This is a genomic window from Corynebacterium sp. LaCa78 (assembly GCF_046717505.1).
GTDB lineage: Bacteria > Actinomycetota > Actinomycetes > Mycobacteriales > Mycobacteriaceae > Corynebacterium.
In genome coordinates, this window is the sequence record NZ_CP177112.1 from 2015895 (window position 1) to 2028405 (window position 12511).

The 12511-nt window shown below is 55.3% G+C and carries 7 protein-coding genes, 5 tRNA genes and 3 rRNA genes; 3 read left to right on the top strand and 12 right to left on the bottom strand.

Translation table 11 applies throughout. From position 1 onward, the window contains the following. The 6 genes from ACLI1O_RS09730 to ramA form a co-directional block, all read right to left on the bottom strand. On the bottom strand, positions 1 to 801 hold the full coding sequence (locus ACLI1O_RS09730) for a hypothetical protein (RefSeq protein ID WP_349819666.1): 801 nt from the start codon (positions 799 to 801) through the stop codon (positions 1 to 3). 273 nt (positions 802 to 1074) lie between these two features. Then, positions 1075 to 1192 (bottom strand): 5S ribosomal RNA (rrf, locus tag ACLI1O_RS09735). A gap of 150 nt (positions 1193 to 1342) precedes the next feature. Continuing rightward, positions 1343 to 4415, bottom strand: a 23S ribosomal RNA gene (locus ACLI1O_RS09740). 520 nt (positions 4416 to 4935) lie between these two features. Then, positions 4936 to 6453 (bottom strand): 16S ribosomal RNA (locus ACLI1O_RS09745). The 16S, 23S and 5S rRNA genes sit together here, the layout of an rRNA operon. 604 nt (positions 6454 to 7057) lie before the next feature. Beyond that, positions 7058 to 8326 (bottom strand): UDP-N-acetylglucosamine 1-carboxyvinyltransferase, encoded by a 1269-nt coding sequence (murA, locus tag ACLI1O_RS09750; RefSeq protein WP_284849491.1) that lies wholly within the window; start codon positions 8324 to 8326, stop codon positions 7058 to 7060. A 21-nt stretch (positions 8327 to 8347) separates the two neighbouring features. After that, entirely contained in the window at positions 8348 to 9187 is an 840-nt protein-coding gene (ramA, locus tag ACLI1O_RS09755) for an acetate metabolism transcriptional regulator RamA (RefSeq protein WP_005279642.1), read from the bottom strand. A 265-nt stretch (positions 9188 to 9452) separates the two neighbouring features. Here ramA and cysK point away from each other — a divergent pair, with 265 nt between their 5' ends. Further along, the gene (gene cysK / locus ACLI1O_RS09760) at positions 9453 to 10388 is read left to right on the top strand and encodes a cysteine synthase A (protein WP_284849492.1); all 936 of its coding nucleotides are present in this window, start codon (positions 9453 to 9455) and stop codon (positions 10386 to 10388) included. Between the two features lie 85 nt (positions 10389 to 10473). Then, positions 10474 to 11037: a serine O-acetyltransferase EpsC gene (gene epsC / locus ACLI1O_RS09765; protein ID WP_284849493.1), complete on the top strand. Its 564-nt coding sequence runs from the start codon at positions 10474 to 10476 to the stop codon at positions 11035 to 11037. A gap of 49 nt (positions 11038 to 11086) precedes the next feature. Here epsC and ACLI1O_RS09770 read toward each other — a convergent pair whose 3' ends face one another. From ACLI1O_RS09770 to ACLI1O_RS09790, 5 genes are all read right to left on the bottom strand, one after another. Beyond that, complete coding sequence (locus ACLI1O_RS09770; RefSeq protein WP_284849494.1) at positions 11087 to 11368, bottom strand: GNAT family N-acetyltransferase; 282 nt, start codon at positions 11366 to 11368, stop codon at positions 11087 to 11089. Between the two features lie 56 nt (positions 11369 to 11424). Continuing rightward, a tRNA-Phe gene (locus ACLI1O_RS09775) sits at positions 11425 to 11497 on the bottom strand. Positions 11498 to 11516: 19 nt separating this feature from the next. Beyond that, positions 11517 to 11590: transfer RNA gene (locus ACLI1O_RS09780), tRNA-Asp, on the bottom strand. 192 nt (positions 11591 to 11782) lie between these two features. Then, positions 11783 to 11856: transfer RNA gene (locus ACLI1O_RS09785), tRNA-Asp, on the bottom strand. A 35-nt stretch (positions 11857 to 11891) separates the two neighbouring features. Continuing rightward, positions 11892 to 11967 (bottom strand) — tRNA-Glu (locus tag ACLI1O_RS09790). Positions 11968 to 12049: 82 nt separating this feature from the next. Between ACLI1O_RS09790 and ACLI1O_RS09795 the strand changes: the two genes are divergently transcribed. Beyond that, the gene (locus ACLI1O_RS09795) at positions 12050 to 12382 is read left to right on the top strand and encodes a metal-sensitive transcriptional regulator (protein WP_284849495.1); all 333 of its coding nucleotides are present in this window, start codon (positions 12050 to 12052) and stop codon (positions 12380 to 12382) included. Between the two features lie 31 nt (positions 12383 to 12413). Here the strand turns inward: ACLI1O_RS09795 and ACLI1O_RS09800 are convergent. Further along, a tRNA-Lys gene (locus ACLI1O_RS09800) sits at positions 12414 to 12486 on the bottom strand. Positions 12487 to 12511: the final 25 nt, after the last annotated feature.

Below are 12511 nucleotides of genomic sequence, written 5' to 3' on the forward strand. Positions count from 1 at the left end.
CTACTTTCCGGGGGTCAGGCCCGTATGCGTGTCATCCAGGATGAGTTGGATAAGCGCCTCACCGGCACCACACTGATTATTGTCGGCTTGGGAATCGATGTGGCGGGCGATAATAGCGGCCGTAGCTTTATCACACGTCAGACTGATAGTGGCGCGGTTGTTATGCACTGACACGTTAAGGGTGGGCTCGACCTCGTCGGTGTCTTCGTCTGTGAGATTGTGGGTGTCGATGAAGTCGCGGATAAACCGGCGGATTTCTGCCACTGTGGGTACATGCTGGCACGGTGCTGTCGGGGTGAGGAAGTCTGCTAGGGCGGCATCGACTAGGCCTATGTGGTCGTGGTTGTCGCCTATACGTTCTATTTCCCTGTCGATAACCCTCAGGCGTGGTGTATCCAGGATCCACTGCTCAGAATTCGTGGCTGCCACTAGCGGTAGTTCTTGCATGCGGAAGTGTGCCCTGATAATCCCCGACAGGGTGCTATAGGTTAGGCCTAGGTCTTTAGCCAGGCTGGTCAGTGTCAAGTCCACGTCGTCGTCGAGGTCTGGCAAAAGTGATTGGTAGAAAAACCAGGAGTTTTTTCGGGCGTGTGCTCCAGCTGCGGCAATAGGGTTGCCGGGTGTGTTGGTGGCATAAAAGACTACCGGTACCTCCCCCTCAGCCTCACCATCAGAGTCGTAATCAGGATCAGTGTTGGTGTCGTAGTCCAGTGGCGCGCCGGCTTTACGGGTATCTGCCGTCATGGACTCGCCTACTAGCTCGTGGTCTGTCGTGGTGGGTGGTGGTGTGCTACTTGTCATCGTGGTCGTATCCCCCGGGGTGTACTACACCCTCATAAATGTCGAATGTGTTTTCGTCTAACAGGGATTCACCCTACCCACCACACCTGACACTAGGGGGTAAAACCACGACACCCCACCACACATTCCCCCTGCTCGACAGAGTACACGTCGCAAATACAAGCAGGGGTGAAACGACAAGTAGTCCCCGAAACACCAACCACCCACAATTATTCGGGGTGGTGGTCTTTCGGGGACTACCGTATAAACACTATTTTGTTGTTTGTTGTTTGGTGTCGGCGGTGACTTACTCTCCCACAACCTCCCGGTTGCAGTACCATCAGCGCGTACAGGCTTAGCTTCCGGGTTCGGAATGGGACCGGGCGTTTCCCTGTAGCTATAAACCACCGACAAACCTAAAAGAACACTACCCACCACACTGTGTGCGGGTGTTGTGTCAGATACTGCATAGTGGACGCGACACACAATAATGTGTTCATTTATTTGTTTACTCGCTTCACAAGTCCACCCAACATATCCAAACATTGTTTGGGTTGTTGTGGTGTGTTTGTTTTGGTCAATTAGTACCAGTAGCCTTCACACCTTACAGTGCTTCCAAGTCTGGCCTATCTACCCCATAGTCTTTAGGGGACCTCAAAAGAAACCTCATCTTAAAACAGGCTTCCCGCTTAGATGCTTTCAGCGGTTATCCCTTCCGTACGTAGCCAACCAGCGATACCCCTGGCGGGATAACTGGCACACTAGAGGTACGTCCGTCCCGGTCCTCTCGTACTAGGGACAGCCTTCTTCAAGTTTCAACGCGCGCGGCGGATAGAGACCGAACTGTCTCACGACGTTCTGAACCCAGCTCGCGTGCCGCTTTAATGGGCGAACAGCCCAACCCTTGGGACCTACTCCAGCCCCAGGATGCGACGAGCCGACATCGAGGTGCCAAACCATCCCGTCGATATGGACTCTTGGGGAAGATCAGCCTGTTATCCCCGGGGTACCTTTTATCCGTTGAGCGACACCACATCCACAAGTAGGTGCCGGATCACTAGTCCCGACTTTCGTCCCTGCTCGACATGTCTGTCTCACAGTCAAGCTCCCTTGTGCACTTACACTCACCACCTGATTGCCAACCAGGCTGAGGGAACCTTTGGGCGCCTCCGTTACATTTTGGGAGGCAACCGCCCCAGTTAAACTGCCCACCAGGCACTGTCCCCAACCCAGATCATGGGCCAAGGTTAGATGCTCAATCCGATCAGAGTGGTATTTCAACAACGACTCCACCACCACTAGCGTGATAGCTTCACAGTCTCCCACCTATCCTACACAAACCGAACCAAACACCAATACCAAGCTATAGTGAAGGTCCCGGGGTCTTTTCGTCCTGCCGCGCGTAACGAGCATCTTTACTCGTAATGCAATTTCACCGGGCCTGTGGTCGAGACAGCAGAGAAGTCGTTACGCCATTCGTGCAGGTCGGAACTTACCCGACAAGGAATTTCGCTACCTTAGGATGGTTATAGTTACCACCGCCGTTTACTGGGGCTTAAATTCTCAGCTTCGCAACAAAAAAGTCACTAACCGGTCCTCTTAACCTTCCAGCACCGGGCAGGCGTCAGTCCATATACATCAACTTAACGTCTTCGCATGGACCTGTGTTTTTGATAAACAGTCGCTTCCCTCTATTCTCTGCGACCCCACAACACTCCAACCGCAAGGGTCTTCACATCACAGGGCCCCCCTTCTCCCGAAGTTACGGGGGCATTTTGCCGAATTCCTTAACCACAGTTCACCCGAACGCCTTAGTATCTTCAACCTGACCACCTGTGTCGGTTTAGGGTACGGGCCATACACACACTCGCTAGAGGCTTTTCTCGACAGTACAGGATCACCACCATCAACCCCTTTAGGGTCTACGCATCACGCCTCAACCACATGTGTAGCGGATTTACCTACCACACGGCCTACACGCTTACACCACCAATCCACTAAGTGGCGCGGCTACCTCACTGCGTCACCCCATCACTTGAACCACACATCAGGCCCCACGACATCAACACCACCAACACTCAAAGAATGCTAGGTAGCGTATCCGCAGTGGTTAGTATCAGTGCTTCATCATGGGCGCACATGTACGGGTACCAGAATATCAACTGGTTATCCATCGACTACGCCTGTCGGCCTCGCCTTAGGTCCCGACTCACCCTGGGAAGACGAACTTGACCCAGGAACCCTTAGTCATCCGGCGGTAAGGATTCTCACCTTACAATTCGTTACTCATGCCTGCATTCTCACTCGCACACAGTCCACGCCTCCTCACGGTAACGCTTCCACCCATGCACGACGCTCCCCTACCCAAACAACAAAAACTGTTGCTTGCCGCGGCTTCGGCGGTGTACTTGAGCCCCACTACATTGTCGGCGCAGAACCACTCGACCAGTGAGCTATTACGCACTCTTTCAAGGATGGCTGCTTCTAAGCCAACCTCCTGGCTGTCTTCGCGATCCCACATCCTTTTCCACTTAGTACACCCTTAGGGGCCTTAACCGGCGATCTGGGCTGTTTCCCTCTCGACTATGAAGCTTATCCCCCACAGTCTCACTGCCGCACAACACAATTGATGGCATTCGGAGTTTGGCTGACATTGCTAAGATTGTAGTCCCGCTCAACCAACCAGTCGCTCTACCTCCACCAAGCTCATACGACGCTGCACCTAAATGCATTTCGGGGAGAACCAGCTATCACGGAGTTTGATTGGCCTTTCACCCCTACCCACAGCTCATCCCCGCAGTTTTCAACCTACGTGGGTTCGCGCCTCCACAACCTCTTACAGCTGCTTCACACTGGCCATGGGTAGATCACCCCGCTTCGGGTCCAGGACATGCCACTAACCACCCCATTAGGATTCGGTTTCCCTACGACTACCCCACACGGGTTAACCTCGCGACATGCCGCTGACTCGCAGGCTCATTCTTCAAAAGGCACGCCATCACACACACAAGGTGCTCTGACGGATTGTAAGCACATGGTTTCAGGAACTATTTCACTCCCCTCCCGGGGTACTTTTCACCATTCCCTCACGGTACTATCCACTATCGGTCACACTGAGTATTTAGGCTTACCGGGTGGTCCCGGCAGATTCACAACAGATTCCACGAGCCCGTTGCTACTCGGGAACCCAACAACCCCCACATCATCATCTTCAGCTACAGGACTCTCACCTACTCCGGTAGATCATTCCAAACCACTTCACCTAACAACAATGCACAGGGCGTGCCACTGGTAGATGACACAAAATCAGGCCCCACAACACCGCACACACAACCCCTACCAGGTATCACATGCACACGGTTTAGCCTCATCCACGTTCGTTCGCCACTACTAGCAGAATCATTATTATTTTCTCCTCCTACGGGTACTGAGATGTTTCACTTCCCCGCGTAACCCCCACAACAGCTATGAATTCACTGAAGGGTAACCCCACATAACCAGGGCCAGGTTTCCCCATTCGGACATCCTCGGATCAACGCTTTATTGACAACTCCCCGAGGCTTAACGCAGCCTTACACGTCCTTCATCGGCTCAGCATGCCAAGGCATCCACCATGCGCCCTAAATAACGAACACACCAACCACCACACACAAACCACACAACCAACAAAAGGTCACGCAGCCCACGTGCGGTAGCAACAAGTGAACTTGACAAAATAAACAAAAAGAAAAATCACATCACACACATGAAACACCACCCACACAAAGCAAGTGGCACCATGCAGATGCTCGCGTCCACTATACAGTTCTCACACAACACCCCGAACCAGCAACCAACACCACCAACAAAGGCAGCATCCATCAACCAGTCAGGCACACAAAAAAGGGGATAATGCCCCAGACACCCAACAATGCACCAACGACTTACCACTAAACACTCATTTTTGTATGCATGGACACTTTTACGCATGTCACAAAGCACTGTCTCAACACTCGGTCCTGCTGATTAAGGTGTATGTCCTACCCGGAATTTCCATAATGCGGTGGCAGCAGAACACTCGCCTACTCAACCACCAACCCACCATCAAACAACAGTGGGCAACCCACAAACAGTGGGCCATTGGCTGCAACTGCAGCCCAATAAAAAGCTCCTTAGAAAGGAGGTGATCCACCCGCACCTTCCGGTACGGGTACCTTGTTACGACTTCGTCCCAATCGCCGATCCCACCTTCGACGGCTCCCTAACACGTTTAGGCCACCGGCTTCGGGTGTTACCAACTTTCATGACGTGACGGGCGGTGTGTACAAGGCCCGGGAACGTATTCACCGCAGCATTGCTGATCTGCGATTACTAGCGACTCCGACTTCATGGGGTCGAGTTGCAGACCCCAATCCGAACTAAGGCCGGCTTTCAGCGATTCGCTCCACCTCACAGTGTCGCAGCGCATTGTACCGACCATTGTAGCATGTGTGAAGCCCTGGACATAAGGGGCATGATGATTTGACGTCATCCCCACCTTCCTCCGAGTTAACCCCGGCAGTCTCTCATGAGTCCCCAACCAAATGCTGGCAACATAAGACAAGGGTTGCGCTCGTTGCGGGACTTAACCCAACATCTCACGACACGAGCTGACGACAACCATGCACCACCTGTACACCAACCACAAAGGGAAACTACATCTCTGCAGCGATCTAGTGTATGTCAAGCCCAGGTAAGGTTCTTCGCGTTGCATCGAATTAATCCACATGCTCCGCCGCTTGTGCGGGCCCCCGTCAATTCCTTTGAGTTTTAGCCTTGCGGCCGTACTCCCCAGGCGGGGCGCTTAATGCGTTAGCTACGGCACGAAAGTCGTAGAAAGACCCTCACACCTAGCGCCCACCGTTTACGGCATGGACTACCAGGGTATCTAATCCTGTTCGCTACCCATGCTTTCGCTCCTCAGCGTCAGTAACTGCCCAGTAACCTGCCTTCGCCATCGGTGTTCCTCCTGATATCTGCGCATTTCACCGCTACACCAGGAATTCCAGTTACCCCTACAGCACTCAAGTTATGCCCGTATCGCCTGCACGCCCGGAGTTAAGCCCCAGAATTTCACAGACGACGCGACAAACCACCTACGAGCCCTTTACGCCCAGTAATTCCGGACAACGCTCGCACCCTACGTATTACCGCGGCTGCTGGCACGTAGTTAGCCGGTGCTTCTTATCTAGGTACCGTCACACAAAGCTTCGTCCCTAGCGAAAGGAGTTTACAACCCGAAGGCCTTCATCCCCCACGCGGCGTCGCTGCATCAGGCTTGCGCCCATTGTGCAATATTCCCCACTGCTGCCTCCCGTAGGAGTCTGGGCCGTATCTCAGTCCCAATGTGGCCGTACACCCTCTCAGGCCGGCTACCCGTCGCCGCCTTGGTAGGCCATTACCCCACCAACAAGCTGATAGGCCGCGAGCTCATCCTACACCGAAAAAACTTTCCAACCACCACACTAAAGATGGCTCCTATCCGGTATTAGACCCAGTTTCCCAAGCTTATCCCGAAGTGCAGGGCAGATCACCCACGTGTTACTCACCCGTTCGCCACTCGAGTACCCTGCAAGCAGGGCCTTTCCGTTCGACTTGCATGTGTTAAGCACGCCGCCAGCGTTCGTCCTGAGCCAGGATCAAACTCTCCACAAAAAGAATTTCAGCAAAACACTGAAAAGGCCGTGAAAAGCCCAAACCTAACCAAAAGAACAAACCACCACAAACCACACAAAAGCAGGCCCATGCTGGCGTCCAAAAATTACTACAAAGAAAAATCATTGCCTCCCCAACCCGACGGGGCAAAAAAGGGAGACAAAAAGTTGAACACAATCACATGCCAACCAATCCATCAATGCAGCCGAAACACTAAACAGTATTCAAAAAGATGCGTATTCCAACACCTTACCGGCACACACCAACCAACAAACCACACAAGATTCGCTGGCCAACAGACCAATCAACACACAACCATGCACACAAAAATAAAAAATAAGTACATTGGCACACTATTGAGTTCTCAAACAACATCCACACACCACAAGAAAATTAACCAAACGTTAACCTCTCATCGGCGGCTCGTACCAACTTACCCAACAACCTGAACCAAGTCAAATCCTCGAACCAAGTCAGTACAAAAAGTCACTCAAAAGTAACCAACCGGCTACCTCTCGGCGACTTCGATAAAGTTACACCCCACTCCAGAAAACACACAAATCCCCAGTACACACCGTGAAAATGCGTACTGGGGAGAGGTTAATTAGAAGATTTCTTCTTCCTGCGTCCTTTCGATGGTGGCTCCAAGCCGCGAAAGGTTCTCCACAAAGTGGGGATAGCCGCGGTCGATATGGAAGACATCGTGAACGGTCGTGGCTTCGTCGGCACACAGTGCAGAAAGAACCAGGCCAGCGCCGGCGCGGATATCGGAACTCCATACATGCGTAGAGGAAAGATGCTCCTTACCTCGCACCACCACGTGATGGCCATCAACTTGGGCATCGGCACCCAGGCGCAGCATCTCGTCAACGAAGCGGAACCGGGATTCAAAGACGTTCTCCGTGATCACGGTGGTTCCTTCGGCGATGGCGGAAATGCCGATGGCCATGGGTTGGAGGTCCGTCGGAAAGCCTGGGAAAGGCAACGTCTGGTAATCCACCGCGGTGGGGCGCTTTTCCATGCGCACGCGGAAGCCGTTTTCATAGGTTTCAATATCCGCACCGGCGGACTTCAGCTTTTCCAGCGGAAGGTGCAGGTGGCGCGGGGCAATGCCGCCGACGGTGATATCGCCTTGCGTCATGGCGGCGGCATAAGCCCAAGTGCCGGCCACGATGCGGTCACCGATGACCTCGTGCTCCGTGGGGTTAAGCCGGTCCACGCCGTGGATGGTGACCTCGGAGGTACCTGCGCCTTCGATATTGGCGCCCATGGATTTCATCATCTCGCACAGGTCCACAATCTCGGGCTCGCGGGCGGCATTGTGGAGGACGGTGGTGCCTTCGGCCAAGACGGCGGCGGTCAAGATGTTTTCGGTCGCGCCAACGGACGGAAAGTCCAAACGGATTGTGGAACCGCGAAGCTCGGAGGCCTCAGCAACCACAGCGCCGTGTTCAATGCGGGTGGTGGCGCCGAGTTTTTCTAGGCCGGTCTGGTGCATATCGAGCGGGCGCGAGCCAATCGCATCACCGCCGGGCAACGCAACCTTCGCATGCCCGCAGCGCGAGGTCAGTGGGCCTAGGACGCATACCGATGCCCTAAATTGGCGGACCGCATCAAAGTCCGCGTTCGATTGCGGCGTCGCGGGGGTGGTGATGCGGACGGTACTGCCATCAATTGTCACCTCACAGCCCAAGCCCTCGAGCACCTTCTTCATCAAAGGTACGTCCAGAATCTCTGGGCAATTGGTCAGCGTCGTCGTCCCCTCCGCCAGCAATGCGGCGGCCATGAGCTTAAGGACGCTGTTTTTGGCGCCATCTACTTTGACGGTGCCTGCAAGGCGGGCACCGCCGGAAACAATAAACTGATCTTTCACAGCTTTCTACGCTACCGGTTATCAGGGCAACGCGCCGATCCGGCGGGCGGCATTGACGGCTTCATAGCGAGTGTGCGCCCCCAACTTGCGCATTACAGAGCGCAGGTAGGATTTGACGGTTTCGGCGCCGATGCCCATTTCTTCCGCCGCTTCCACGTTGGTGTGGCCGAGTGCCACGCAAGAGAGGACGTCGAGTTCGCGGGCGGAAAGCTTGGTCGATTGCTTCACGCGCACGGGGGAGACCATCTGATCGCAGAGTGCCTCAAGTTCCTTGCGCAACTCCTCGTCCTCGACGCGGTTGGCCAGCATGCGCAGCTTGGAGTGGGTGGAACGAACCTGTTCCCATTCCGCACCGTTCATGGCATGGCCGCGGGAGGCGCCCCCCTTTCCACCATCGGCGCGGCGCATCGCGGAATTGACCGCGAGGTCTTGCTCCAGGGTCCGCGCCGTCATCGTAACTTCCTCGATGACCTTATCCCCCAAGCGCACTGGGGAGTGCACGCCAACGTAAAGCACTCCGCGGATTTCACGCTGCACGGTAACCGGTACCGCAACAATCGAGTGCAGGCCTTCGTCTTGGATTACGCTGTCGTTCTCGTGGGAAATGGTGGTGGCACGCGTGTAGTCCGAAACGCCCACCGCGCGGCGGGTGGTGATGACGCGCCCGCCGACGCCCACGCCGGCATCGATAAGCAGATTCTGCAGCGCCGGTGTACGCAGGCCCACCCACTGGGTAATTTGTAGGCGATTATCCGCCAATAATGTTGCGTACATCGTCACTGGGATTCCGGTGGCGGTTTTGAGAGACGACAGTGCCGCGCGTACGGATTCTTCATCATCTTTGAGGCGATGCGACTCCATGAGACTCTTTCCTCGTCGGGGGTAACCAAGTAGGTGCACCCGATATCCCCGAAAACTTGGGGACCAGCGGGTAACTACGTGGAATTATAGACAGCAAGTGGGGGTAATTCGAAATCGTCCCTTTGCCTCCGCGGCTGCGAATCCCACATTTCATGCCCGAATAGGTTGTCTGTAATAAATATACCACTCTGTCTACTTAAATAGTGTATCCTTACGCTTGTACCTGATTTGACCACGAATATGATTCCCAAAGGAGTCCTAATAAATGGCTATTTACAACAATGTCCTAGAGACCATCGGCGGTACCCCCCTCATCCGCATTAACCGCTTGGCAGAGGGCAAGGGTGCCACCGTGCTGGCCAAGGTGGAGTCCTTTAACCCTGGTAACTCCGTTAAGGACCGCATCGGTCTGGCCATCATCAAGGCCGCCGAGGAGTCCGGCGACCTGAAGCCAGGCGGCACCATCGTTGAGGCCACCTCCGGTAATACCGGTATTGCCTTGGCTCTGGCCGGCGCCACCTTGGGCTACGACGTTGTCCTCACCATGCCAGAGACCATGTCCAATGAGCGCAAGGTCCTGCTTCGCGCTTACGGTGCAGAAATCATCTTGACGCCGGGCGCTGCCGGTATGCAGGGTGCGGTTGATAAGGCCAACGAAATCGTCGCCGAGCGCGACAACGCCATCTTGGCTTCCCAGTTCGCTAACGAGGCCAACCCCAAGATCCACGAGGACACCACCGGCCCGGAGATCTGGGAAGACGCCGAGGGCAATGTCGATGCCTTCGTCGCAGGCGTCGGCACCGGCGGCACCGTCACCGGTGCAGGCCGCTACCTGAAGTCCAAGAACCCAGACGTCCACCTCGCTGCTGTTGAGCCGGCTGACTCCCCTGTGCTGTCTGAAGGCCAGGCTGGTCCGCACAAGATCCAGGGCCTGGGCGCCAACTTCGTACCGGACGTGCTCGACCGCGAGCAGCTGGATGAGGTTCTGACCGCCTCCCTCGAGGAGTCCATCAAGCTCTCCCGCGCCCTTGCTACCGAGGAGGGCCTGCTTGTTGGTATTTCCGCCGGTGCAAACCTCTCGGCCGCACTGAAGCTGGCTGAGCGCCCCGAGTTCGAGGGCAAGACCATCGTCGTTGTCCTGCCGGACTTTGGTGAGCGCTACGTTTCCACCGTTCTTTTCGAGGACATCCGCGAGGCATAATTAGCCCCCCCCCAGCCTAGTCCGTGAATAAAAGGCACCCGCCAATCTTGGCGGGTGCCTTTTTGTGATCAGTACTATAGTCCGCATGAGCATTATTAAATATATCCGCGAAGATTTAGCCAATGCCCGCGACCACGACCCGGCCGCCCGCGGCGACGTTGAGAACGCGATCGTCTATTCAGGCCTGCACGCCATCTGGTCGCACCGCGTATCTCACTGGCTGTGGAAGCGTAGCCTGCGGGGTCCTGCGCGCATCCTGGCCCAAATTAACCGCTTTTTTACCGGCATTGAGATCCACCCAGGCGCCACCATCGGGCGCCGCTTCTTTATCGACCACGGGATGGGCATTGTCATCGGCGAAACCGCGGAAATTGGCGATGGCGTCATGCTCTACCACGGCGTGACGCTGGGCGGTCAGGTGCTCACCCAGACCAAACGCCACCCCACGGTGGAAGATAACGTCACCATCGGCGCGGGCGCCAAGGTCTTAGGCCCCATCACCATCGGGGCCGGTTCCGCCATCGGGGCCAACGCCGTTGTGACGAAGGACGTACCGGCAGATCACATCGCGGTGGGCATCCCCGCCAAGAATCGGCCTTCAAATAGGCATGAGCGGGTCAAGCTCGTGGATCCGGACTATTACATCTAAATAGACTAAAAGCGGCCCACAGTCCTGTGTGGGCCGCTTTTTGCTGTGCTTAACCGCGCAGCAGATCTTGGTATTCGGGGTTCTTTTCCATAAAGTGCGCCACAGCAGAGCAGGTGGCGATGACCTTCATGCCGGACTCCCGGGTTTTATCCAGGGCAGCCTTAATCAGCGGTGAGGACAAGCCCTGTCCACGGAAGTCATCCCCGATGACCGTGTGGTTGAACTCGCGGGTATCACCGGAATCTACATACTCGCAGATCCCCGCTTCCACACCATCAACGGTAAGCACGAAACGGGACAGATCGGTCTGATGAGAAATTGCTTTTTCCATGTCCCCCATTAAACCAAAAATGGCCCCTCCTTGATAATAAGGAAGGACCATAGTTGTGGCCAGAGCCAGGATCGAACTGGCGACCCCACACTTTTCAGGCGTGTGCTCTACCGACTGAGCTATCTGGCCAGAAACCCGAAGGTTTCCGCGACCTTGACGGGACTTGAACCCGCGACCTCCGCCGTGACAGGGCGGCGCGCTAACCAACTGCGCCACAAGGCCATTTTCAGTTTTTGTGCCCCTTGGGCACGGGTAGTTACTTTACACAGGCGTCAGGAAACAACACAAATCAGCACTACAATGCCTATTTTTCCGCTGCGCTTGCCGATGCCCCGTTAGCGGTGTGGCACCTGCAAGCAACCGTCCAAAACCAAAAAAGAACAGTACCCGCCGAAGCGTGTACTGTTCAGAATGCGACCTTGACGGGACTTGAACCCGCGACCTCCGCCGTGACAGGGCGGCGCGCTAACCAACTGCGCCACAAGGCCAAACGAAAAATTATTTCGTACCAACACAAGGGTGTTGGTACCCCCAACGGGATTCGAACCCGTGCCGCTGCCGTGAAAGGGCAGTGTCCTAGGCCGCTAGACGATGGGGGCCAGTCGCTTCTTGGCGACTTCTAGAAATATACTGGAGACATCACCAAGAAACAAAATCGCTCCCCCAGAAGGAGTTTTAACCATGTCTGAGCAGCAGAAAACCTGTTCGTGCCACGAACCAGATGTACACGGATACAACGCCGATAGTAAGAGCAAAGCGCGTTATCTGGCGCGCTTAAAGCGCATCGAAGGCCAAACGCGCGGGATTCACCGGATGGTCGATGAGGACCAGTACTGCATCGATATCATCACCCAAATCTCCGCGGTGACATCAGCGCTAGAAAACGTCTCTCTGGCGCTCCTAGAAGACCACATAGAGCACTGCGTGGCCGGCGCGGCGGCCGAGGACGGCGAGGTGGCTAAGGAGAAGCTAGCGGAGGCTATGCACGCCATTAAGAAGCTCGTGAAAAACTAGAAAAGGAGCCGCCCGAAGGCGGCTCCTGATGTGGGCCCTGTGGGGATCGAACCCACGACCTGCGGATTAAAAGTCCGTAGCTCTACCAACTGAGCTAAAGGCCCAACGTCGCTCTATATTAGCGTGTTG

Excerpts from the sequence above, each read along its gene's own strand:
- ACLI1O_RS09730 (WP_349819666.1), bottom strand. The coding sequence starts at position 801 with ATGACAAGTAGCACACCACCACCCACCACGACAGACCACGAGCTAGTA.
- ramA (WP_005279642.1), bottom strand. The coding sequence starts at position 9,187 with ATGGAGTCGCATCGCCTCAAAGATGATGAAGAATCCGTACGCGCGGCA.
- cysK (WP_284849492.1), top strand. The coding sequence starts at position 9,453 with ATGGCTATTTACAACAATGTCCTAGAGACCATCGGCGGTACCCCCCTC.
- epsC (WP_284849493.1), top strand. The coding sequence starts at position 10,474 with ATGAGCATTATTAAATATATCCGCGAAGATTTAGCCAATGCCCGCGAC.
- ACLI1O_RS09770 (WP_284849494.1), bottom strand. The coding sequence starts at position 11,368 with ATGGAAAAAGCAATTTCTCATCAGACCGATCTGTCCCGTTTCGTGCTT.
- ACLI1O_RS09795 (WP_284849495.1), top strand. The coding sequence starts at position 12,050 with ATGTCTGAGCAGCAGAAAACCTGTTCGTGCCACGAACCAGATGTACAC.